Source organism: Enterococcus avium, assembly GCF_002891025.1.
Lineage (GTDB): Bacteria > Bacillota > Bacilli > Lactobacillales > Enterococcaceae > Enterococcus_A > Enterococcus_A avium.
In genome coordinates this window covers 2,737,298-2,760,782 of sequence record NZ_NBSL01000002.1, presented here as the reverse complement: position 1 = coordinate 2,760,782, position 23,485 = coordinate 2,737,298, and the positions used below count along the sequence as shown (strand labels likewise).

The following is a 23,485-nucleotide window of genomic DNA, read 5'->3' as shown; positions in this document are numbered from 1 at the left end:
AAAGGAGAACATTTCATGTATAAAAAACAAAAAAAGAAATTATGTGTATTAACTATTTTGAGTTTGGCTGTTCAAGCAATTGTTGGAGCAATTGCTCCTACGATTACTTTTGCTGATGAAATTACCCATCCACAAACGGTAACCGTAGAACTAGATTTAGCACATCAATATGCTGTTGAAGGAACTTTTAGTGATGGTCGTCCAATGTCAGAAGTCACTGTTCCGCATTATGCAGTGTACAACGGCTTTAAACAAGATATTTTCTGTATTGAACCAGGAGTCCCGATTGACAATGAGTTCACTCCTGGCTATGAGAAAAACCCGTTACCAGATATGTCCGATAAAGCCAAATTAGTTTCCGTTTTATGGAAAAAAGTAGGTACAGATGCAGATACTCATATTGTGGCACAGAAGATGATCTGGCAAGAAGTTAATGGGTATACCCTTCACTCAATAAAACGATCAGATGGTAGTGCCGTAAATATCGCAGCCATTGAGGCAAAAATAAATCAAGCCATTGACGATTATCAGAAGAAACCAACCTTCCATAATAGTACGGCTAAAACAGTATTAGGGCAATCGACTACTGTGACGGATACGAATAATCTGAATTTGTCAGAGTTCGATGAGGTTGTGGAAAATGCCGCAAACATTGATTATCGTGTGAATGGTAATCAGTTGATAATCACCCCAAATGCCAATTCAAAAGAAAGTGGTGTGCTGACGCTTAAGAAATCTGCTGGTACCGGAACACCTGTCGCCTATAAAAAGGCTGGCCAACAGACTTTAATGGCCGGGGCGATTGATAAACCTAATACCTACACAATCAAAATTGATGTGGAAACGGAGGGTTCTTTAAAGATCAAAAAAGTCGATAAAGAATCGGGTGATGTTGTACCAGGAACGGTTTTCCATTTAGACTTTGGAAAAACTTTACCTGCAAAAGACGTGACTACTGACAAAGAAGGCATTGCTACATTGGATGAGATTCCTCATGGTACAAAAGTAACCATTACCGAAAAATCAGTACCGGCGCCTTATACGATTGATACCACCCCCATGACTACCACCATTAAAGCAGGCGAAACCATTTACGTGACTTCAAAAAACGCACGGGAAAAAGGGCAAATCATTCTGGATAAAAGCGGAGTTGAAACAGGGAGTGATCTTTGGAATGACAATTATTCCTTAGCTGGTAATACGTTTGCCATTCGCAAAGACAGTCCAACCGGTGAAATCGTTCAAGAAATGACCACGGATGAAAACGGTCATGCGGAAACACCAAAAGAGATTGCTAATGCGTTGGAATTGGGAACCTATTATGTGACCGAAACTAAAGCTAGTCATGGGTTCGTGAATACGTTCAAACCTGTAAAAGTCGAATTGAAGTATGCCAATCAAACCGTAGCCCTTGTTACCAGTAACGTAAAAGGGCAAAATCAAGAAGTCACTGGCGAAACCACTTTGACGAAAGAAGACAAAGATACTGGGGATAAAGCACAAGGTAAGGCAGTCTTTGAGGGTGCTGAATACACCTTGTTTACTGCTAAGGATGGAAAAGCTGTTAAATGGAGTGAGGCTTTTAAACCAGAGTTAGCGAAGGGAACGAAAGGTTCTGATGAAACGGTCACTTTGACTTTAGACGAAAAGAACCAAGTTGCCGTTAAACATTTAGCTATCAACGAGTATTATTGGCAAGAAACAAAAGCGCCCGAAGGATATAGCCTTGATGAAACAAAGTATCCTGTATCCATCAAAAAGGTGGATGATAGCGAAAAAAATGCCGTGATTACCCGAAATGTTACGGCAAAAGAACAAGTGATTCGCTTTGGCTTTGATTTCTTTAAATTTGCTGGATCAGCTGCGGGCACTACCGAAACTGGCTTCAATGATCTGACCTTTAAAGTGTCGCCATTGGAAGGGACCAATGAAATCACAGGTGCCGAAGATGAAGCGACCACAGCTTATAACGAGCAATTAGGGTTTGATGGTTATGGCAAGTTTGAAAATCTTCCTTATGGGGATTATTTACTTGAAGAAGTAGAAGCCCCAGAAGGTTTTCAAAAGATTACGCCATTAGAAATCCGTTCTACTTTTAAGGAAAACAAAGAAGACTTTGTGAAGAGTGAGTATGTCTTTACCATTACCGAACAAGACCAAAAACAACCAATTAAAACGGTGACCGTTCCTTACGAGAAGCTGACGAACAAAGCATTTTCTGTTAGTTTGAACCGTTTAATGCTCTATGATTTGCCTGAGGAAGAAGATAGTTTAACTTCTCTTGCGACTTGGAAAGACGGAAACAAAGAATTAACTTCTCTGGATTCTACCGAGCTAGTTGATAAATTGAGTTACAATCTACATGAAATCAAAGAAGACTGGTATGTGGTAGCGCAAGCCATTGATGTGGATGCGACAAAAGCTGCCCAAGAAAAAGATGAAAAAGCCAAACCAGTGGTGATTGCAGAAACAAGCGCAACGTTGGCGAACAAAGAGAAAACAGGAACTTGGAAAATTCAGCATAAATTAACCGCCGAACAAGTTTTAAATAAAACTATTGTCTTATTCAACTATGTGTATGAAAATAAGGAAGCTTTTGAAGCAGGCGATAAGCCAGTAGCGAAGGATGTTAGCTTGAATAATCAAGCCCAAACTGTTAATTGTACGGTGGAACGTCATGTTTCTATCCAAACAAAGGCCCACCTAGAAAACGGTTCTCAGACCTTTACTCATGGTGATGTGGTGGATATGTTTGATGATGTGTCGATTACTCATGATGTACTGGATGGCTCAAAAGAAGCTTTCGAAACAATTCTGTATGCTTTATTACCGGATGGTACAAACAAAGAAATTTGGAAATCTGGCAAGATTGATTATGAAGTAAATGATAAAGAATTCACCAAAACTGTGCTTGCGAAAAAAGTAGATACCGGAAAATATCCAGAAGGAACCAAGTTTACTTTTGCGGAAATCAATTACGATAAAGATGGGAATATCAATGGAAAACACAATGAAGATTTGAAAGAAAAATCTCAAACCTTAACACCAAAAGAAGTTCCAACCATACTAAGTACGCCGAAACAACCGGAAACACCAACTGTTCCAAGTGGCTCTCAAGAATCTAGTCCCACAGTGAAGACCTTCCCTCAAACCGGGGAGAAAAATTCCAATGTTTTACTGTTCATTGGTTTTACTTTGATTTTTGCGACGGCGGGCTATTATTTCTGGAATCGCCGGAACTAAGGTGATGAGATGATACAAGTAAATCCTAAGAACCAACGTGCGCGACCGCCTCCTAAAAAAGTAGTCGCGCTATTTTTGTATCCAAAACTAACAATGAAAAGAGGAAAAGAAGATGGAATTGAAATTTGTCGTGCCAGATATGGCTGAAACCTTTGGAAAGTTAAGTTATGCCGGTGAAGGAGAAATTATAACAGAAGGATATGGACGGAATACTACGGTGATTGGTCGCAGTTATCATTTGTATTCCAGTAAGCAACGGGCCGATGATATTGAGGTGGTAGTAGCTGCGGAAGCCGGTGAAAAGGATTTTGATCAAGACCAACCGCTAAAAGCCGTGAATCCCCATTTGGTTGCCAAAGGCTATGAGATTGAGAATCGTGGGTTTACTGATTACGTGTTGTATGTTGATGATTTAGTGAAAGCATAGGAGGAAAAGAAGATGAGATTAACAGAAGGTATTGTCGTAGATTCAGGTTTAACATTTGGGAAGTTGCGTTTTTCCGCATTACGCCGAGAAGTACGGAAGCAAAATGAGGATGGAACAATTGGTAATGAGGTAAAAGAACGAACCTATAATTTAAAATCCTCTGCACAAGGGCGAATGATTCAAGTTAGTATCCCAGCTAATGTACCCTTACGCGAGTTTGCTTATGATGCAGAGGTAGAGTTGGTCAATCCAATCGTGGATACCGTTGCCAATTATGTTTTTCGAGAAGGAACTACCGTTAATTGGTTCATTAAGGCGGATGATTTAGTCTTGAAGCGGCAGCCGAATCAAGGAAATCCTACGAACCAAAATGAAAGAAAGAAATAGGTGAAGATTATGGAAATTAATGTTGAACATATTTTAGATTGTCTCGATCAATATGGAAAAGGCGAGCTGACTGAGGAACAACTCGTTAAAGCATTAACCTCTGATGAAAAAATGTTTCTGATTATACATCAAGGTTTACTTGGAGAAAATAGCGACAGTGAAGAAGACTCTGATGTACTAGACTGGTTAGGAGAAGAAGAGTCTTTCTTTATAGTTGTCGAAGTAAATGAAAACTTATGTCGGCAGGCAGAATCCATTTTGGAAGAAATTGGTGTGGAGATGCCGGATGCTATTGAAGGCTTTTTAAATCAATTGGTTGAAACGAAACAACTCCCCTCCTCGTAGCAGTAAATGACTAGCATAACTTTTTGAAATTGCCTAATGAAATCCTATTGGGCTTTTTCGATTGGAGGTGGAAACCATCAAAATGTACAAAGGACATCGCATACGCGCAGGAGATCAGCACTTGGTTTATCACTTTGTTCTTGGCTGGCTACTCGCTCTGTTCATCGGTTGGATGAGCGTCTTTTATTTTCAAGAGTTTAGACAATTTGATATTTCTAAGCTATCACTTTCTACTATTGAAATCGTTTGGTCTATAAAAGATTTAGTATGTCTGCTTGGAAGTCTCGCTTTTTCAGGAGCTATGATATTGCTTTATATTCACTTTTTTCCTGATCATTGGCGAAGCTTGTGGCATCGACAAAAGCTAGCTCGGATGATTCTAGAGAACCATTGGTATGAAGTGAAACAAACTCAAAGTGAAGGCTTTTTCAAAGATTTGAATAGTAGCCGAACCAGAGAGACTATCAGTTACTTCCCCAAAATCTATTATCGAATGAAAGATGGATTACTGTCTATTCGCGTTCAAATTTCACTTGGGAAATACCAAGATCAGCTTTTAAAATTGGAAAAGAAGTTAGAAAGCGGACTGTATTGTGAGTTAGTAGAAAAGGAACTCAAAGACTCCTATGTGGAGTATACTTTACTGTATGATATGATCGCCAATCGAATTGGGATAGACGAAGTAGTGGCAGAAAATGGGACTCTGCGATTGATGAAAAATCAAGTATGGGCTTATGATTCTTTACCCCATATGTTAATCGCTGGTGGCACAGGTGGAGGGAAGACCTATTTCCTCCTCACCATTATCGAAGCACTATTGAAGTCAGATGCAGAATTGTTTATCCTCGATCCCAAAAATGCAGATTTAGCTGATTTAGGTACGGTGATGCCTCATGTTTATTCACAAAAGGAAGAAATTTCTGCTTGTGTGGAAGATTTCTATGAACGTATGATGGCTCGTAGCAAGGCAATGAAAGAAATGTCTAACTACAAAACAGGAGAGAATTATGCCTATCTTGGACTTCCACCCAACTTTTTAATCTTTGATGAATACGTGGCTTATATGGGTGCGAATCGTTTTCCTACAAGCATCGAATAGATGTGAAATGGAAGCCTATTGAGATTATCAATAGTGACAACTAATGTTTTGAGAGATGGAATGAAAGCCTTCAAGTTGAGCTGAAACATCCCCGCTAATACTCCTACATGCTCTAATCAATGAAGTAGATTGGTTTTGGTATGAAGCTAGGTGAAGTCGTCTGAAATCTGCCTAAGTGCTTGAGCATAAGGCTGACTATAGGGCGGGCGGCTGAAAAAGATAACTATGGTAAGAATGTCTGAAAATGACTGACGAATCTGCGAATGTACGGGTCTAAAAGGCTGATCTTATTGAAAGATAGGAACATACGGACGTATGGTGAGATACCGACAAGTAAGGTTCCATGATATGAAAATCGGGATAGCTAACGAAGAAGCTATAATTTCACAGGCTCATAGTAGATACCTAAGGTTATACATGATAGCTAAAAACATTGGAACGATGTAAGCAGAAAACTATCAATTAAATGACTACTTCTAGATAGGTGCATATAAGTAATAACGAAATTGCTTTGTTTCTGTGAAAGTAAGGGCACAGTACCGATGAAGCGTCTAACAAATGTGGAGGGATAGCCCTAAGTCTATTTAATAACAATGAATGTTGAAACAGATGAAGTTCAAGGATCTGGTAAGAACGTGGGAAAATCCGTTATGGAGGTGCCACGCTTGAACACAAAAATACGTTACTGGGAATATTATGATCTACAAGAAACATTCGATCAGCTATTTACTCAAAGTAGAAACGGGAAAAAGTTTTATCAATTATATGAGTTAATCATTTCTGAAAATAATATTCTTTTAGCATACCGTACTATCAAGGCAAACAAGGGGTCTTCGACACCAGGAACGGATTCCTTCACAATTGATAACTATAAGGAAATGAACCAAGCAGAGTTTATCCATCTTATTCTCAGTCATTTAGAAAATTACAAACCAAAATCCATAAAGCGAGTAATGATACCTAAACCCAATGGTGAGAAACGCCCATTAGGAATTCCATGCATGATTGATCGAATGATCCAACAGATGTTCAAGCAGATACTGGAGCCAATATGTGAAGCTAAGTTTTATGAACATAGCTACGGTTTCAGACCATTGAGAAGTGCAAAGCATGCTCTAGGTCGCATTATGTATCTCATAAACATCAGTAAAATGCACTATGCAGTAGACATTGATATCAAAGGTTTCTTTGATAATGTAAACCACCGTTTACTGATAAAACAATTATGGAATATAGGAATTTGTGACAAACAAGTCTTAGCTATTCTTTCAAAATCTCTGAAATCACCCATTCAAGGAGAAGGTATCCCGAGCAAAGGAACGATCCAAGGAGGTATCATTTCTCCACTATTATCTAATGTTGTTCTAAACGACTTAGACCATTGGGTCTCAAAGCAGTGGCATACCTTTGAAACAAAGTATCCCTATACTAAAGGTTACAATAAATTTCGTGCTCTAAGAGATACAAATCTAAAGCAAGGCTATATTGTCAGGTACGCAGATGACTTTAAAATCATGACTAATGATTATCCGACAGCATTAAAATGGTTCCACGCTGTCAAGCTTTACCTAAAAGACAGACTTAAATTAGATATTTCCAATGAGAAGTCTAAAATCGTCAATTTGCGTAAATGTAAGTCGGAATTTTTAGGATTCGCTATTTGCGTGAAACAAAAAGGGAAAAAATGGGTTTGTAATTCACGTATTTCTAACAAAAAAAAGGATCAGATTAAAGAAGAGATTAAACAAAGAATCAAAGATATTCAAAAGAGTCCTACAGCACAAAATGCTCTCCTGTTTAATGCTCTCGTGCTCGGTGTTCATAATTATTTCAGGTATGCCACTCATATTAATTTAGATTTGAATAGGATGAACTACGTTCTTTCATTCACTACTTACAACCGATTATCAAATTGTAGTACAAGATGTTACCCCAACAAAGCTTCCCCAACTTACAAAAAGTTTTACTCAACAACGATGAAAACGTATAAAGTAGCTGGAGTCTATTTGTACCCTCTTTGCGACGTATCTACAAAAACAATTTACGGATTTAATACGGAGGATACACCGTTTACTCCGTTTGGTCGTCAAAGATTGGAGCACAAAAGCCTACAGTCTCTTGTGTTCCAAGAATTAAGAAAATTGATGGAATCGAAAATACCGAATAGAACGGTTGAGTATTTAGATAGTAGAATATCTCGTTACTCAATGAAATCAGGCAAGTGTGAGATTACAAAACAATTTTTGCCAGCAAAAGCCGTTCACTGTCATCACTATTTGCCAAAAAGTCTTGGTGGAGACGACAAATTCGATAACTTGAGAATTATTCATAAGGATATCCATCTTCTGATCCATACAACAAATAAAATGATAATCGATCACTACGTGCATGAACTGAAACTGGTGCCAGAGCAAATAGCAAAAATCAACCTTTATCGAAAGATGTGTAATCTGCAAAACATTCAATAGAAAATAAATAGATGGAACGCCGTATGAGGTGAAAGTCTCACGTACGGTGTGGAGCGGGGGAAAAGATGGAGATTATATCAAATTCTTACCTATCGCTATAGATGTTAACGACGAAAGAAAGTGCGGTGATTTTGAATAAGCTCAAACAAATCGTGATGTTGGGTCGTCAATCTGGTTTCTTTCTGATTTTGGCTTGCCAAAGGCCGGATGCGAAATATTTAGGAGACGGAATCCGCGATCAATTCAACTTTCGCGTGGCTTTGGGTCGTATGAGTGAACTCGGATATTCCATGATGTTTGGGGAGGTCGAAAAAAACTTCTTTATGAAGCACATCAAAGGTCGAGGTTATGTGGATACAGGTGGCAGTGTGATTAGTGAGTTTTATACGCCACTTGTACCAAAAGGGTATGATTTCTTAGATTCAATTAGTAAATTAGTAAATTAGAAAAGATGAATGATTGAGTGATCTTCAATACTGACTTTATACTTCAAGTAACGTATAATACTTTTATATAGTAGGAAGAAAGGGGATAATTAATATGGAAAGTAATGATTCTTATTTAGAGTATGCAAAAGCAAATAAGGATAAGTTTATTTCTTATATTATCAAAGGGAAATCCCCCGAAGTTGGACGAGACGCAGTTTTTATGGCAGGGAGTCCTGGAGCTGGAAAATCAGAGGTTGCCATTGGATTAGCTGAGAATTATGATAACCATGTGATTATTGATGCGGATTACTTTCGCACCCAGTTTCCTGATTATAATGGAAAAAACTCTAGTCTCTTTCAAAAAGCATCTTCTTGGTTGGTAGAGCAGGCATTTAGATATGTCTTAGATCATGGCTATTCTTTTATTCTGGATGCAACTTTTGCAATATTAAGTGCTGAAAAAAATATCTCGCGGGCGTTGAAAAAACATTTTCGAGTGACGATTTTCTACGTTTATCAAGACCCTAAAATCGCTTGGAAATTTACACAAGAACGTGAAATTGCAGAGGGACGTCATGTGCCGAAAAAGGTATTTATTAACGCTTTTTTCAAATCAAGAGAGAACATTGCAAAAGTAAAGAGTAAACATCCAGATGTATTGCTTCATATCATAATAAAAGATTATACGAATAATATTTCCGAAGTTCATTATGCTGCGGACAATCTAGAATTATTTTTACCACTAGGGTATAGTAGGAAAGATTTGGAGGTTCAATTACATGACTGATAAAGAACAAGTAACGAAAATTGTAAAGAAATACAATAAGAGCATTGCGGATTTATCGGAAAATGCTACTGCAAAAGAGTTCAAAACGGTGATTAAATATGTAGCCGATCAGGCCAATGAAAAACAACGGAAATTAGTTGGATTAAATAAAAAATAGTAGGACAAATTAATAATGTATGAGCCAAGAGCAAAATGTTCTTGGCTTTTTTCTTTGCAATGAATGAGGTAATGTATGAGATTTTTAGATTTATTCGCCGGTATTGGTGGCTTTCGTTTAGGTATGGAACAGGCGAGCCATCATTGTATCGGTTTTTGTGAAATTGATAAATTTGCTAGACGTAGTTATAAAGCAATTCATGATACAAGTAAGGAGGTGGAAATGCATGACATCACAAGTGTATCAGATGAGTTTATTCAATCCCTCGGACCAGTTGACATCCTTTGCGGCGGATTTCCGTGTCAAGCTTTTTCAATTGCGGGAAAGCGACAAGGATTTTCCGATACTCGAGGTACTTTATTCTTTGAAATCGCTCGGTTCGCCGCTCTTCTCCGACCTAAGTTTTTATTCCTTGAGAACGTCCGGGGATTGCTCAATCACGAAGGGGGGGCTACGTTCGAGACGATCCTCCGAACGCTGGATGGATTGGGGTATGACGTGGAGTGGCAGGTGCTTAACTCAAAGGCCTACATTCCCCAAAGCCGGGAGCGTATCTTCCTTATCGGACATTCTCGAGACGCATGTACCGAACAAGTATTTCCTATCATTGGACCGTCTTCAACATCTGATCAAAACATCAGAAATTTGGTAAATATCAATCCTTCCAATCGAGGAATGGGTGGACAAGTCTATGGTTCAGATGGCGTAGCGCCAACCTTAACAGGTGATGAAGGAATCAAAATTGCACTGCCAGCAAGGGATGGAATCTCTGTAGCAGGACTATTACCGGGAAAGTTTGAACAAGGTAATCGAGTTTATGAAGTTACTGGAACCGCCCCCACCTTGTCCACGAAACAAGGTGGTACAAAAATCATGATTCGAAAAAATGAAACAGAATATCAAGAGGTGAAGCCAGGAGACAGTGTGAACCTGGCTTTTCCTAATTCCACAAGTCGCCGAGGTCGTCTGGGAAAACAGAGTGTTCATACTTTACTGACAGGAGACCAACAAGCGATTGTCACGGATCAGTATCAAATTCGGAAGCTAACACCTAGAGAGTGTTGGCGACTTCAGGGCTTTCCCGATTGGGCTTTTGATCGAGCTTCTCAAGTCAATTCAGATAGTCAGTTGTATAAGCAAGCCGGAAACTCTGTAACAGTTCCGGTCATTTTTGATATTGCCAGAAGATTAAAGGAGGTACAAAAGTGTGATTTATGATGAGTTGGTTGGAGAAATTTATTGGGTGATTGAAAAGATTCAGTCAGACCCAGAATTAGAAGAACAATTGCGACGGTTAAACTTTGATATTCGCAAGAATGGTGTCAAAGTCGCTGGCGATCCATATTTAATGAATGAGGAGACGGATGCTCGAATTGAAATAAACCAAGTAATTGCAGAATTTGAGCGGATTGCGGACCAAGCAAAAGAACCGGATATTCGTCAATACTTGTTAGAAATGAAAGCAGAGTTGGAAGTAAATGGTATTACAGATGAGTAACCTAAACCAACACAACTGACTGTTAGGCGCTGACCGCGGAGGATTCGCGAAGCAGAAATCCTCCGTGGTGCTGTGCCTGTTCATGGACGGCGTTAGCCGGCCATGATGTCTCACCCCCCGTATCTAACAGGGGGGTACAAAAACACAAAAAACAAGCAAGCAGCGATTAAGAATGGTTGTCATGACGAGGATAGTTAGCTGTTTGAACAGGTGTTAACTCATTTTGAAAAGTTAACACCTTATTTGGAGGTGAAAACTTGGTACAACAGAACTTAGATTATCGTTTACTAAAAGATCGGCGCAATCAATATGGTGTTTCTCAAAATAAATTGGCTACTGCTTGTGGATTGAGTCGTCCCTATTTGAATCAAATCGAAAATGGTGGCGTAACTACATCTACAAAAACTATGAGAAAAATTTTTGACCAACTGGAAAGTTTCAATCCCGATTTGCCTTTGACGTTACTGTTTGATTATGTAAGGATTCGTTTTCCGACAACGGATGTTCAAAAAATTGTTCAAGAGATTTTGCATTTGAAATTTGACTATATGCTTCATGAAGACTATGCCTTTTATTCGTACCAAGAACAATACATCATGGGTGATATTGTGGTGATGCTTTCTCATGAGGAAGAGAAAGGCGTTCTTTTAGAATTAAAAGGTCGTGGTTGTCGGCAGTTTGAAACTTTTTTGCTCGCTCAAAAGCGTAGCTGGTACGACTTTTTCGATGATTGCTTAAAAGCTGGAGGCGTCATGAAACGCTTGGATTTGGCAATCAATGATCGAGTTGGCTTATTGGATATTCCTGAGTTGACGAAAAAATGTCAGAAGGAAGAATGTATCTCCTTATTCCGGACTTTTAAGAGTTACCGCTCGGGTGAACTTTTGAAAGCTGATGAAAAGGATGGAATGGGAAATACTTTGTATATCGGAAGCCTTAAGAGTGAGGTTTATTTTTGTTTATACGAAAAAGACTATGAACAATATATCAAATTGGGAATTCCGTTAGACAAGAGCGAAACGAAGAATCGCTTTGAAATTCGATTGAAAAATGACCGTGCCTACCATGCAATACAAGACTTGTTAAAAGGTCGAAGTATTGAGGGTACCACATTTTCCATTATCAACCGTTACTTACGGTTCACGGATAAAGTTGAAGGGAAACGGCGAACAAACTGGCCGCTAAATGAACGATGGGGTCGCTTTATCGGGCGAAATCGCAAGGAAATTCAACTGACTTCTGACCCCAAACCTTATACTATCGAGCGAACACTGAGCTGGCTAGGTCGACAGGTAGCACCTACGTGGAAGATGGCTAAGGAGTTAGATCGGTTAAATCAGACGACTTATATTCTTGATATGGTACAGAATGCTCAGCTATCGGATCGGCATAAAAAGATTTTGGAACAACAAAGTATGGCAATAGAAAACTTGATTATATGAAAAGAGGAAGCAGTATGCTTGGTATTACCGTGATGTGCTTAATTCATACAAGTGCGGCTGCAGATCGAGTAATGGAAAGGAAAGTGATAAAATGAATTTCGGACAAAATTTATATCAATGGTTTTTAACCAATGCCCAATCTTTAGTCTTATTGGCAATTGTGGTCATTGGTTTATTTTTAGGCTTCAAACGTGAGTTTTCCAAGCTGATTGGTTTTTTGGTGATTGCGCTGATTGCGGTAGGACTGGTCTTCAACGCTTCTGGTGTGAAAGATGTCTTACTCAACTTGTTTAATCGGATTGTCGGTGCGTAAGGGGGACCATTATGGAGCAGATGCGTGTATATATTGCGAACCTTGGAAAATATAACGAAGGTGAATTGGTGGGGGCTTGGTTTAGCCCACCTGTCGATTTTGACGAAGTGAAAGAACGGATTGGTTTAAATGACGAATACGAAGAGTATGCGATCCATGATTATGAGTTGCCTTTTGAGATTGATGAATATACACCAATTGAGGAAATCAATCGGTTGTGTGGTTTAGCAGAGGAACTAGAAGGAACACCGATTGGTGAAGTTGCTTTGGAAATCCAACATGCTTTCTTCAACTCTTTTGAGGAAATGGTGGAGCATGTGGATGATATTATCTGTTATCCCGATTGTAACGATATGAGTGATGTGGCGTATTATTTGATTGAAGAAACAGGTGCTTTTGGAGAGGTGCCTACACACTTGCAAAACTATATTGACTATGAAGCATATGGACGTGACTTGGAACTAGAAGGAAATTATCTTGTGACAAATAGAGGAACATTTGAATTCATAGGATAAACATTTTCATGATATAGGTTTAGGGATATAATTATTGATAAATATATAATGCTGGAGGTTATGATTATTATGAATTTTGACTTTGACCTTAAATCATTTATAGACATATTTGTCCCTGTACTAACTTCATTTGCAGTATGTTTTATCACACTTTTTTTTACAAATAAACAACATAAAAAAGCGATGAAACAGCAAGAGAGACAACATGAGGAATCACTTGATTTATCAAAGCAACAATATGCTGATGAAAAACAAAGAAATGAAGAGCAGGACCGTCTAAGTTATTACCCTTATTTAAAACTTATACCCAAAATATCTGAACACCGTTTTGCTGGTAAAATGGTAAAGTCTGACGAAAATGATGTTTTTAAATTACCATTTGAGCTTATTAATGAAGGTCTGGGAATGGCTTTTTCAATTGACTTTGTGTATTTAGAAGAAACTATCAACACAAACGACCATGAAGTAAATCTATTATCATTACTTTCGGCTCAAAAACATATTGATGATAGTCTGGATGCGTTAGGAGTTTCAGCGCCTATTGATACAGATATTCTAAGAGTAGGGAAAAAAACAGAATTTGAATTATATTGGATGAAATATAATAACGAAGTAATGAGTATCCCTAAAGATTCAGTGAGTAAATGGGAAATAAAAATACGGTTTAGTGATTTTCAAGATAGAATATATCAACAAAGATATACTTTTATTACTTCAGCTGGATACCAAGAAATCCACAGATTATGGTCTGATAAACCTCAGTTGATAGATTGAAAGTTGGAATACACTTTTAAAAAGAAAATTAATATTCATGCAGAGTCGTCTTTATCAGGCGCTTTTTTAGGAAGTGAAACTAATGAAAAAAATAAAAAGCTATACCAGTATCTGGGCAGTTGAAAAAGTCATTTACGCAATCAATGACTTTCAGCTGCCTTTTCCTGTAACCTTTAATCAAATGGCTTGGTTTGTCTTATCCTTGCTGTTTGTCATTGTGTTTGCTCATATGCCTCCACTATCTATGATAGAGGGGGCATTTTTAAAATACTTGGGCATACCTGTGGCAGTCACTTGGTTTATGTCGCAAAAGACCTTTGATGGAAAGAAGCCATTAGGGTTTTTACGATCCTTTATTAGTTATCACTTGCGATTTAAGGTTACTTTTGCAGGAAAGAAAGTCAAAGAACAGAAAAAACGATGGGATGAACCAATCACCCTAGTGAGGAGTGTGAATTATGTACCCGATTAAATATATTGAAAATAATCTTGTTTTTAACCAAGAGGGAGAGTGCTTTGCTTACTACGAACTAGTCCCTTACAATTACTCCTTCTTATCACTTGAACAGAAGTATCAAGTCCACGATAACTTTCGCCAATTGATTGCGCAAAATCGTGAAGGTAAGATTCATGCGTTACAAATTGCGACAGAAAGCAGCATTCGTGCCACGCAGGAACGGTCGAAAAAAGAGATAACTGGTCGTTTGAAAGAAGTCGCAAAACAGAGAATCGACTTACAGACGGATGCATTGGTATCGATGATTGGCGATAGTCAAATTGACTATCGCTTTTTTATTGGCTTCAAACTGATTGTCACAGACGAAGAAGTAAACCTGAAAAGTCTCAAGAACTCTTTTTTATCCGGACTTCAAGAGTTTGTCTATGGAGTGAATCATCATTTGATGGGTGATTTTGTTTCGTTATCCAATGAAGAAATTCGCCGGTATACTAAGCTTGAAAAATTGATGGAAAGTAAATTGGCTCGTAGATTCAAAGTAAGACGAGTAACACCTAGTGATCTAACTTATTTGATTGAACACATTTATGGAGAAAAAGGAACACCATTTGAAGAATATGAATTTCAGTTGTCTAAGAAAAAGCTAAAATCTGAAACATTGATAAAGCGCTATGACCTACTTCGCCCAAGTCGCTGTTTGATTGAAGAGAAGCCTCGGTACTTACACATGGAACATGAAAATCATGAATCTTATGTGGCCTATCTAACGATTAATACGATTGTCGGTGAGATGGAGTTTCCATCTTCTGAACTCTTTTATTACCAGCAACAACAATTCACTTTCCCAATCGACACGAGTATGAATGTAGAAATCGTGACGAATAAAAAGGCACTGGCGACAGTTCGCAATAAGAAAAAAGAACTGAAAGACTTAGACAACCATGCGTACCAGTCCGACAATGAAACCAATTCCAATGTCTTGGATGCGTTGGACTCCGTGGATGAACTAGAAACAACGTTGGATCAATCCAAAGAATCCATGTACAAATTAAGCTATGTTGTTCGAGTGAGTGCAGAATCATTGGATGAATTAAAACGTCGGTGTGATGAGGTTTTAGATTTTTATGATGATACCAATGTAAAATTGGTTCGTCCCTTTGGCGATATGATGGGACTTCATGAAGAGTTTTTGCCAGCTAGCAAGCGATACATGAATGACTATATCCAATATGGTGCGACTCGTTTCCCTATAAGTGCATAGGCATGAAATGGGAGAATTATCAAGAACTAAAGATAATTACAACTAGTTATTTCACAGTTGAAATGAAAACCGTCAAGTTGGTTGAAGCAACTGGTCTGATACTCCTACATGCGAATATTCATAACAGTGAATATTCGTGTGAAGCTAGGTAAAGTCGGCAGAACAATACCTAAGTAAGTAATAACTTATATGGTAAAGGATATGCCGGGACGCCACAAACTATCTATGGTGAGAATGTTCCTACGGAACTGACGAACTTGCGAATGTACGGGTCTAAAGGATGACTTTTATCGAAAGATAATTGGGTTGCAAAAGCAACGAATATTACCGAAAAGTAAGAGTCGTATTTATGAAATTCGGGATAAGGAACAATGACCTTATATAATATTCAGGCTCAAAGTAAGCACCTAAGGATAGATGTATGGCTAGAATAACTGGAACGAGGAAAACAGAAAACACTTATTCAACAACTGTTATTGGAGCGTTGGATATAAGACTAATAGTCGAAAATCCTTAATTTCTGCGAGAGTAGGGGCACAGTACCTGTGAAGCGTCTAATCAACGTGGAGGGATAGCCCCAAGACTTGTTCTTTGAAAAGTGAATACAGTTAAATGAAACTCACAAGATCTGGTAAGAGGATGGGACTAATTTTAAAGTTAGGAGAAATAATCCATCAGTGAGTACAGAATTACGATATTATGAATACTATCAAATGCAAGAAACTTTTGATTGGCTCTATGAAAGAAGTAGCAAACAAGCAACAAAAGGTATTGACCTTTATAAAATAATTATGTCAGAGGAAAATATCCTACTAGCATATAGAATTATTAAATCAAATACTGGTTCTAAAACATCTGGGATAGATAATCAAACAATCAGTGATTTCAAATTTCAAAACAAACAAAAGTTTGTAAATGATATTCGAAAAACAATTGAAAATTATCAGCCGCAGCCAGTTAGACGAGTCAACATTCCAAAAAGTAATGGGAAAACTCGTCCTCTAGGCATTCCCACTATGAAAGACCGCTTGATACAACAAATGTTTAAACAAGTGTTAGAACCCATATGTGAAGCAAAATTTTTCAAACATTCCTATGGGTTCCGACCTAATCGCTCTACAGAACATGCAATAGCAAGATGTAATTTTATTGCACATAAATGCAAATGTCATCATGTGGTAGATGTCGACATTAAGGGATTCTTTGATAACGTCCATCATGGAAAGTTAATCAAACAGCTTTATACCATCGGTATAAAAGATCGACGCGTATTAGCAATAATCTCTAAAATGTTAAAAGTGACAGTAGCAGGACAAGGCACTTCCACTTCTGGCGTCCCACAAGGTGGCGTGTTATCTACATTATTATCGAATGTTGTTCTAAATGACTTAGATTGGTGGATTGCCAATCAATGGGAAACATTTCAAACAAAAAGAAAATATAGCAGTGTAGATAATATGCACCATGCTTTGGTAAAGTCGAAATTAAAGAAAATGCACATCGTACGTTATTGTGATGATTTTAAAATCTTTACAACAAATCATAAACATGCAGTAAAAATCTATCATGCGGTCAAGGGATATATTAAACAACGGTTGAACCTAGATATTTCACCAGACAAATCAAAAATTACAAATCTTAGAAGAAATTATTCAGAATTTCTAGGATTCGAGCTAAAGGTCATAAAACAAAAGAAACAACAATATGTTACTGTTTCGAGAGTCTCAAAGAAATCAAAAAGTAGAATTAAGAAGGAAATCAGAGAAAAGATAAAAGCAATTCAGAAATCTCCTACTAGAAAAACTGTTAACCAATACAACCAGTATGTACGAGGTATTCAGAATTATTATCAAAAAGCCACCTTGATTAACCATGACTTTTCTTCTATCTACTATTCCTGCTTACCAGCACTATATAATCGTTTAAAACCATTCGGAAAATATGAAATCCCTAGAAGCCCACCCATTACGTATAAAAAGTTTTATCCTCTCACAAAAAGAACGTTTTGTGTTAGGAAGAATTATTTATTTCCATTAGATAGCGTGAAATGGAAAAGGTTAGAATTTTTCAAACCTCACATCAACAACTATACGCAAGATGGACGATTGGCTAAACTGAGGAAATTAAAACCTTCGGTTTATTCTGAATTGGTTACCCTTAGTACGATGGAAACAGATGAAAGTCTTGAATACTTAGACAATCGACTGTCAAGATATTCTATGCAAAATGGAAAATGTTCCGTTACAGGGATTTTTCTAAGAACGCAAGATGTTCATTGTCATCATATTATTCCTCGTAAATTTGGGGGTACAGATGAGTTTGATAACCTAGTTATTATCCATAAATGGGTACACAGACTCATCCATGCCAAAACAAAAGAAACGATTAAAGAGTATCTACAACTTCTTCAACTAACAAATAAGCAAATGAAGAAGTTAAACAAATATCGTTTAGAATGTAATTTAACTGAATTTCACTAAAGAAATACGAACAAGTTGGAACGCCGTATGCGATGAAAGTTGCACGTACGGTGTGGAGCGGGGGAAAACCTAGAGATAACTTCAAAGGGTTACCTATCGCTATTTACTTCTGATTTTCTTGCTGGGCTTGGCTTTGGGGCAACCCAAATGTTAGGAGAATTGGAGGGAATTTATTTTGGCTACAATGTGGATACTGGACGCAATGTTTATCTTAAACCGGCATTGGCTTCACAAGGGGTCAAAGGTTCCGTCACCAATGCACTGGCCGCCGCTTTTCTTGGTTCACTTGGTGGTGGGAAATCCTTTAGTAATAATCTTTTAGTTTACTATGCTGTCCTGTTTGGCGGTCAAGCGGTGATTGTTGATCCCAAAGGAGAGCGTGGTAGCTGGAAAGAAACCTTACCAGAAATTGCGAGTGAAATTAATATCCTCAACCTAACCAGTAAACCAGAAAATCAAGGGTTACTTGATCCCTATGTGATCATGAAGAAAAAGAAGGATTCTGAAAGTCTAGCAATTGATATTCTGACTTTTCTAACTGGAATTTCTAGTCGGGATGGAGAGAAATTTCCCGTTTTACGAAAAGCTATTCGAACCGTTACCCAAAGCAATCAACGTGGGTTGTTACAAGTCATTACCGAGCTTCGAAATGATGGGACACCAGTTGCGGAAAATATTGCTGATCATATTGAATCGTTTACCGATTATGATTTTGCGCATTTACTTTTTTCAGATGGTTCAATTACACAATCGATTAGTTTAGAGAAACAATTGAATATCATTCAGGTGGCAGATTTGGTTTTGCCGGATGCGGAGACTACATTTGAAGAGTACACTACGATGGAATTGCTTAGTGTTTCCATGTTGATTGTTATCTCCACATTTGCCTTGGATTTTATTCATAGCAATCGAGAAATTTTCAAAATCGTGGATTTGGATGAAGCCTGGAGCTTCCTTCAAGTCGCACAAGGAAAAACTCTTTCGAATAAACTAGTTCGTGCTGGCCGTGCTATGAATGCCGGCGTTTACTTTGTCACTCAAAATAGTGATGATTTATTAGATGAACGTCTGAAAAACAACATTGGGCTGAAATTTGCCTTTCGAAGCACAGATATTCATGAAATCAAGAAGACACTCGAATTCTTTGGTCTTGATCAAGAAGATGAAAGCAATCAAAAGCGTCTGCGAGATTTGGAAAATGGGCAATGTTTGATGCAGGACTTGTATGGTCGCGTTGGTGTGGTACAAGTGCATCCAGTCTTTGAAGAACTCTTCCATGCTTTTGATACACGCCCGCCTGTTCAAAAGAGAATGGAGTGAGGAGATGAAAAAGAAACTTTTACGGATTGTGGGAATAATTGCAATTAGTCTCTGCACCATTTTACTTCTTTTGAGTCTGATTGGAACAGTAGCGGAAGCAACTGGATTAGTTGATGATACCGTTAAATCTGGCAATCTCTATTCTCAATATTCACTTGATAACTATCAATTGGATTTCTTTGTAGATAGTTCGTGGGGCTGGCTGCCTTGGAACTGGGGCGATGGGTTAGGAAAGAGTGTGATGTACGGTCTCTACGCCATTACAAATTTCATTTGGACCGTTAGTTTGTATTTATCAAATGCGACCGGGTATGTGGTACAAGAAGCGTACAAATTAGATTTTATTTCGGATACGGCAGAAAGTATTGGGAAAAATATCCAAACGCTAGCCGGTATTACTGAAAATGGATTACAGGTCTCGGGTTTCTATTTTGGATTTCTATTATTAATGATTTTAGCTCTAGGAGTCTATGTGGCGTATATCGGACTATTAAAGCGAGAAGCTACCAAAGCAGTCCGGGCTGTCATTAACTTTGTAACGATCTTCCTTCTCTCTGGTTCCTTTATCGCGTATGCGCCTACCTATATCACAAAAATCAATAACTTTAGTTCGGATGTTAGTGAAGCGGCTCTTAGTCTCGGAACAGAGCTCGTTGTGCCGAATTCGGAAAGCAAAGGAAAAGACAGTGTGGATTTGATTCGTGATAGTTTGTTTTCTATTCAAGTCCGACAACCTTGGCTCTTGTTGCAATTTGATGATTCCAACATAGAAGAAATTGGTGAAGACCGGGTCAATAAAATTTTATCTGTGAGTCCAGATGAAAATAAGGGAAAGGATCGAGAAGAAGCGGTAAAAGCTGAAATTGAAGACAATGACAACGCGAATCTAAGTATTACAAAGACCATGAACCGACTAGGGACCGTGGTCTTTTTGGTGTTGTTTAATATTGGTATCTCATTCTTTGTCTTCTTACTGACGGGGATTATGTTGTTCTCCCAAATTCTCTTTATCATTTTCGCCATGTTTCTGCCAATTAGTTTTCTGTTATCCATGTTACCAACTTATGAGAGCTTGGGAAAGAAGGCGATTATTCGTTTATTCAATACGATTATGATGCGAGCGGGAGTTACCTTAGTCATTACGACTGCTTTTAGTATCTCCACCATGTTTTTCAATATTTCAGCTACCTATCCTTTCTTTATGGTTGCGTTCCTGCAAATCGTGACCTTTGCCGGTATCTATTTCAAATTAGGTGACATCATGAGTATGTTCAATCTCCAAAGCAATGATAGTCAGTCAATGGGAAGGCGCATCATGCGGAAACCGCACATGTTGATGAACCGTAAATTGCGGCAACTCAATCGAAATGTGATCCGAACTCTGGCTTTTGGCGGTGGTGCAGCAGTTGGACATAAGTTGGAAAAGGAACAATCAAAATCCAAATTTAAGCCATCCGGTTCTTCTCTACGAAAGAATTCACGATTACCTAACGATCACGAGGTACCATCTGACTCGACTAAGGAGAATCCAGTTTCAAATAATAAGAAACAATCCCGAATGAATTTGGCTGGGAGAAAAATGGGCAAAGTTCTGGATACCCAAGCTTTGGTGAAAGATAAGACTAAACAAGTAAGGGATCAGGTAAGGAATACGCCGACCAACTTGAAATACAACTTCCACAAAGGAATTGAAAAGACGAAAAAAGCACCGAAAGAATTCAAGCGCGGACTTGTCCAAGAAAAAGCAAATCGAGCGGAGTTGAGAGAAAAACAACGACAACATAGAGATGAAAAAATGGCTGAAAAGCGCAAAGTATTGAACGAAACCGGTAATCGTCATAAGAAAAGAAGGGAAAATGTTTCGATAAAACCAGAGCGCCAACCTCAAAAAGATAGAGCGCCAAAAAAAGAAGCACCAAAACAGATTGTGAGAGTAAATCCGAATCCCGAAATCAAACGAAAACTATCTAGTCATGAAATTGTTTCAAAAAGAATAAGTCAACCATCAAGTAAGAAAAATTCTTTCCAACAAGTGAAACAGAGGTCTACTCTGCCCAAGCGAACCAATCAAAAAGTACAAAAAAGAATGAACCCTCGTCCAAAATCAAGGTCGGGTGAGAAAAAATGAATGTAAAGAAATTAAGTATCATTTCGTTAACCATCTTGACACTCTCCTTTATGGTCGTCTTGATGTGTGTGGGCTTGTTGTTTGGGGAAGACAGTGAAGGAAGTAATAGTTCAGGTGCTTCTTCTGGGGGAAGTAATGTCTCAGAAGAAGTTTTGAAACACCGAGCAATGGTGGAAAAATATGCCAAGGAATCAAACATCTCAGAATATGTCCTGATTCTTTTGGCGATTATTCAAGTGGAATCTGGTGGCACAATGGAAGATGTGATGCAGAGTTCGGAGTCAGCCGGGTTGCCACCGAATTCATTAAGTACCGAGGCATCCATCAAACAAGGATGTCTCTATTTTGCGTCTTTGGTTAAGCGTTCCAAAGAACTAGGGTGTGATCAAGATAGCATTATTCAAGCGTATAACTATGGTGGCGGGTATCTGGATCATGTCGCGAAAAACGGGAAGAAGCATAATTTTGCTTTAGCCGAATCTTTTTCAAAGGAAAAATCGAGCGGCCAAAAAGTTGATTACCCTAATCCCATAGCGATTAAGAAAAATGGTGGGTGGCGGTATAACTATGGCAATATGTTTTATTGCTTATTAGTGAAGCAATACCTAACTACAACACAGTTTGATGATAAAACAGTCCAAGGGATTTTTGATGAGGCGTTTAAGTATGAAGGAACGGCTTATGTGTTTGGTGGAGCAAGTCCCGAAACTGGGTTTGATTGTAGTGGCTTGACTCAATGGTGTTATGCCAAAGTTGGTCTGAAACTTCCTCGGGTGGCTCAAGATCAGTATAATGCCATGACCCATATTGATGTAAAAGATGCCAAACCAGGTGATTTGGTTTTCTTTCATTCGACTTATGATGCCGGTACTTATGTGACCCATGTCGGTATTTATGCAGGAGAGAATCGCATGTTTCATGCAGGAGATCCAGTGGGCTGGACAAATCTAACAGAAAGCTATTGGCAGCAGCATCTTATCGGTGCTGGACGGTACAAATAAGAGAAAAGAGGAAAAAACATGAAGATAAAAATTGAACGGAATCAAAAGGAAAAGAGCCCAAAAAAGAATAAAGAACGAGTCATTTCAGTGGGCAAGCATCGAAAAATGGTGCTTGCTCTTTGGCTTTTATTGTCTTGTAGCCTTGCTTTTGGAATCTACAGAAATTTCACAGCCATTGATCAGCATACGACTCATGAAAAAGTAGTTATAAAAGAGAAGGTAGTGAATACTTCAGGCGTTGAAAGTTTTACAGAGGATTTTGCGAAAGAATATTTTTCATGGAGAAATAACAAGGAAGCAATTGAAAAGAGAATGAGTAATCTCGAACAGTACCTTACAGAAAACGGTCTCGCTTTAAGCCAAGATATGGTTCGAGCAGATATTCCCACGAGTTCCGAAGTTCAATCTATAAAAATTCTAGATGTTGAAAAACACTCGGAAGAATTTATCGTTTCATTTTTAGTCGAGCAACAGATTACAGAGGGAAAAAAGACACAATCAATTTCTTCTGCATATCGAGTGACAATCTTTGAAGATGAAAATGGGAGCCATATAGTAACGAGTTTGCCTACTATGATTGCAAAGCCAGAAAAGGCAAAATATGAATCAAAACAAATAGGAATCGAATCTGACATTGATGCTAAAACCACGGAAGAAGTCACCGATTTTTTAGAGACCTTTTTTAAACTGTATCCATCAGCATCGGAAAAGGAACTTGAATACTATGTTGAAAACAAAGCAGTTCAGCCAATTAATAGTAATTTGAAATTAGTTGAATTGGTTAATCCTACTTTTAAACTGAAAGGAAAAGAAATTCAAGGAGAAATTTTTGTTAAGTATCTTAATAATACAACTAAAGTAAGCAATATCTTTGAATTTACCCTTACTCTCCAAAAGGTAAAAAATTGGAAAATTATAGATATTGGATAAAAATTAATCTATAATTAGATGTTTA

The 23,485-nt window shown here is 38.1% G+C and carries 19 protein-coding genes and 4 pseudogenes; all 23 read left to right on the top strand.

Annotated features, from left to right (window positions below):
* Nucleotides 1-15 precede the first annotated feature (15 nt).
* The 23 genes and pseudogenes from fss3 (at nt 16) to AUF14_RS13720 (ending at nt 23,460) form a co-directional block, all read left to right on the top strand.
* Nucleotides 16-3,243: a fibrinogen-binding MSCRAMM adhesin Fss3 gene (fss3, locus tag AUF14_RS13825; protein WP_102866093.1), complete on the top strand. Its 3,228-nt coding sequence runs from the start codon at nt 16-18 to the stop codon at nt 3,241-3,243.
* A 112-nt stretch (nt 3,244-3,355) separates the two neighbouring features.
* Complete coding sequence (locus tag AUF14_RS13820; protein ID WP_002297366.1) at nt 3,356-3,670, top strand: YdcP family protein; 315 nt, start codon at nt 3,356-3,358, stop codon at nt 3,668-3,670.
* A 12-nt stretch (nt 3,671-3,682) separates the two neighbouring features.
* The gene (locus AUF14_RS13815) at nt 3,683-4,057 is read left to right on the top strand and encodes a YdcP family protein (protein ID WP_002297365.1); all 375 of its coding nucleotides are present in this window, start codon (nt 3,683-3,685) and stop codon (nt 4,055-4,057) included.
* A gap of 9 nt (nt 4,058-4,066) precedes the next feature.
* On the top strand, nt 4,067-4,402 hold the full coding sequence (locus AUF14_RS13810) for a hypothetical protein (RefSeq protein ID WP_002297364.1): 336 nt from the start codon (nt 4,067-4,069) through the stop codon (nt 4,400-4,402).
* Between the two features lie 82 nt (nt 4,403-4,484).
* Nucleotides 4,485-5,468: pseudogene (locus tag AUF14_RS13805) on the top strand (FtsK/SpoIIIE domain-containing protein); the annotation flags it as partial.
* Nucleotides 5,469-6,094: 626 nt separating this feature from the next.
* Nucleotides 6,095-7,969: a group II intron reverse transcriptase/maturase gene (ltrA, locus tag AUF14_RS13800; protein WP_002330681.1), complete on the top strand. Its 1,875-nt coding sequence runs from the start codon at nt 6,095-6,097 to the stop codon at nt 7,967-7,969.
* A gap of 101 nt (nt 7,970-8,070) precedes the next feature.
* Nucleotides 8,071-8,415 (top strand): annotated as a pseudogene (locus tag AUF14_RS13795) (ATP-binding protein); the annotation flags it as partial.
* A gap of 94 nt (nt 8,416-8,509) precedes the next feature.
* The gene (locus AUF14_RS13790) at nt 8,510-9,184 is read left to right on the top strand and encodes a zeta toxin family protein (RefSeq protein ID WP_002346899.1); all 675 of its coding nucleotides are present in this window, start codon (nt 8,510-8,512) and stop codon (nt 9,182-9,184) included.
* Nucleotides 9,177-9,341: a hypothetical protein gene (locus AUF14_RS22545; RefSeq protein WP_002346900.1), complete on the top strand. Its 165-nt coding sequence runs from the start codon at nt 9,177-9,179 to the stop codon at nt 9,339-9,341. Before AUF14_RS13790 ends, AUF14_RS22545 begins: the two co-directional genes overlap by 8 nt.
* 75 nt (nt 9,342-9,416) lie before the next feature.
* Entirely contained in the window at nt 9,417-10,559 is a 1,143-nt protein-coding gene (dcm, locus tag AUF14_RS13785) for a DNA (cytosine-5-)-methyltransferase (protein WP_002346901.1), read from the top strand.
* Nucleotides 10,549-10,839, top strand: a complete 291-nt coding sequence (locus tag AUF14_RS13780) for a hypothetical protein (protein WP_002346902.1) — start codon at nt 10,549-10,551, stop codon at nt 10,837-10,839. Before dcm ends, AUF14_RS13780 begins: the two co-directional genes overlap by 11 nt.
* A 257-nt stretch (nt 10,840-11,096) precedes the next feature.
* A complete protein-coding gene (gene mobT, locus AUF14_RS13775; protein ID WP_002346903.1) occupies nt 11,097-12,281 on the top strand; it encodes a MobT family relaxase in 1,185 nt (394 codons plus the stop codon).
* Nucleotides 12,278-12,376: a DUF3789 domain-containing protein gene (locus tag AUF14_RS13770; protein WP_002347012.1), complete on the top strand. Its 99-nt coding sequence runs from the start codon at nt 12,278-12,280 to the stop codon at nt 12,374-12,376. Before mobT ends, AUF14_RS13770 begins: the two co-directional genes overlap by 4 nt.
* Nucleotides 12,373-12,594, top strand: coding sequence for a hypothetical protein (locus AUF14_RS13765; RefSeq protein WP_002298822.1), 222 nt, complete (start codon nt 12,373-12,375; stop codon nt 12,592-12,594). The genes AUF14_RS13770 and AUF14_RS13765 overlap by 4 nt, the downstream gene beginning before the upstream one ends.
* Nucleotides 12,595-12,605: 11 nt before the next feature.
* A complete protein-coding gene (locus AUF14_RS13760; RefSeq protein WP_002346904.1) occupies nt 12,606-13,109 on the top strand; it encodes an antirestriction protein ArdA in 504 nt (167 codons plus the stop codon).
* 183 nt (nt 13,110-13,292) lie between these two features.
* The gene (locus tag AUF14_RS13755; RefSeq protein ID WP_227656346.1) at nt 13,293-13,883 is read left to right on the top strand and encodes a hypothetical protein; all 591 of its coding nucleotides are present in this window, start codon (nt 13,293-13,295) and stop codon (nt 13,881-13,883) included.
* 82 nt (nt 13,884-13,965) lie between these two features.
* On the top strand, nt 13,966-14,355 hold the full coding sequence (locus AUF14_RS13750; RefSeq protein ID WP_002346906.1) for a conjugal transfer protein: 390 nt from the start codon (nt 13,966-13,968) through the stop codon (nt 14,353-14,355).
* A pseudogene (locus tag AUF14_RS13745) lies at nt 14,342-15,586 on the top strand (ATP-binding protein); the annotation flags it as partial. The gene AUF14_RS13750 and the pseudogene AUF14_RS13745, both read left to right, overlap by 14 nt.
* 692 nt (nt 15,587-16,278) lie before the next feature.
* The gene (gene ltrA, locus AUF14_RS13740; RefSeq protein ID WP_002303686.1) at nt 16,279-18,081 is read left to right on the top strand and encodes a group II intron reverse transcriptase/maturase; all 1,803 of its coding nucleotides are present in this window, start codon (nt 16,279-16,281) and stop codon (nt 18,079-18,081) included.
* Between the two features lie 90 nt (nt 18,082-18,171).
* Nucleotides 18,172-19,401 (top strand): annotated as a pseudogene (locus tag AUF14_RS13735) (ATP-binding protein); the annotation flags it as partial.
* A gap of 4 nt (nt 19,402-19,405) precedes the next feature.
* Nucleotides 19,406-21,529 carry an FUSC family protein gene (locus AUF14_RS13730; protein WP_002346908.1) on the top strand — a complete coding sequence of 708 codons (2,124 nt, stop codon included), beginning with the start codon at nt 19,406-19,408 and terminating at the stop codon, nt 21,527-21,529.
* Nucleotides 21,526-22,530 carry a bifunctional lytic transglycosylase/C40 family peptidase gene (locus AUF14_RS13725; protein ID WP_002346909.1) on the top strand — a complete coding sequence of 335 codons (1,005 nt, stop codon included), beginning with the start codon at nt 21,526-21,528 and terminating at the stop codon, nt 22,528-22,530. Before AUF14_RS13730 ends, AUF14_RS13725 begins: the two co-directional genes overlap by 4 nt.
* Before the next feature lie 18 nt (nt 22,531-22,548).
* Entirely contained in the window at nt 22,549-23,460 is a 912-nt protein-coding gene (locus AUF14_RS13720; protein WP_002346910.1) for a conjugal transfer protein, read from the top strand.
* Nucleotides 23,461-23,485 lie beyond the last annotated feature (25 nt).

What these genes read in the sequence shown, in the direction of transcription:
- fss3 (WP_102866093.1), top strand. Translation starts at nt 16, where the DNA reads ATGTATAAAAAACAAAAAAAGAAATTATGTGTATTAACTATTTTGAGT.
- AUF14_RS13820 (WP_002297366.1), top strand. Translation starts at nt 3,356, where the DNA reads ATGGAATTGAAATTTGTCGTGCCAGATATGGCTGAAACCTTTGGAAAG.
- AUF14_RS13815 (WP_002297365.1), top strand. Translation starts at nt 3,683, where the DNA reads ATGAGATTAACAGAAGGTATTGTCGTAGATTCAGGTTTAACATTTGGG.
- AUF14_RS13810 (WP_002297364.1), top strand. Translation starts at nt 4,067, where the DNA reads ATGGAAATTAATGTTGAACATATTTTAGATTGTCTCGATCAATATGGA.
- ltrA (WP_002330681.1), top strand. Translation starts at nt 6,095, where the DNA reads ATGAATGTTGAAACAGATGAAGTTCAAGGATCTGGTAAGAACGTGGGA.
- AUF14_RS13790 (WP_002346899.1), top strand. Translation starts at nt 8,510, where the DNA reads ATGGAAAGTAATGATTCTTATTTAGAGTATGCAAAAGCAAATAAGGAT.
- AUF14_RS22545 (WP_002346900.1), top strand. Translation starts at nt 9,177, where the DNA reads ATGACTGATAAAGAACAAGTAACGAAAATTGTAAAGAAATACAATAAG.
- dcm (WP_002346901.1), top strand. Translation starts at nt 9,417, where the DNA reads ATGAGATTTTTAGATTTATTCGCCGGTATTGGTGGCTTTCGTTTAGGT.
- AUF14_RS13770 (WP_002347012.1), top strand. Translation starts at nt 12,278, where the DNA reads ATGAAAAGAGGAAGCAGTATGCTTGGTATTACCGTGATGTGCTTAATT.
- AUF14_RS13765 (WP_002298822.1), top strand. Translation starts at nt 12,373, where the DNA reads ATGAATTTCGGACAAAATTTATATCAATGGTTTTTAACCAATGCCCAA.
- AUF14_RS13760 (WP_002346904.1), top strand. Translation starts at nt 12,606, where the DNA reads ATGGAGCAGATGCGTGTATATATTGCGAACCTTGGAAAATATAACGAA.
- AUF14_RS13755 (WP_227656346.1), top strand. Translation starts at nt 13,293, where the DNA reads ATGAAACAGCAAGAGAGACAACATGAGGAATCACTTGATTTATCAAAG.
- AUF14_RS13750 (WP_002346906.1), top strand. Translation starts at nt 13,966, where the DNA reads ATGAAAAAAATAAAAAGCTATACCAGTATCTGGGCAGTTGAAAAAGTC.
- AUF14_RS13730 (WP_002346908.1), top strand. Translation starts at nt 19,406, where the DNA reads ATGAAAAAGAAACTTTTACGGATTGTGGGAATAATTGCAATTAGTCTC.
- AUF14_RS13725 (WP_002346909.1), top strand. Translation starts at nt 21,526, where the DNA reads ATGAATGTAAAGAAATTAAGTATCATTTCGTTAACCATCTTGACACTC.
- AUF14_RS13720 (WP_002346910.1), top strand. Translation starts at nt 22,549, where the DNA reads ATGAAGATAAAAATTGAACGGAATCAAAAGGAAAAGAGCCCAAAAAAG.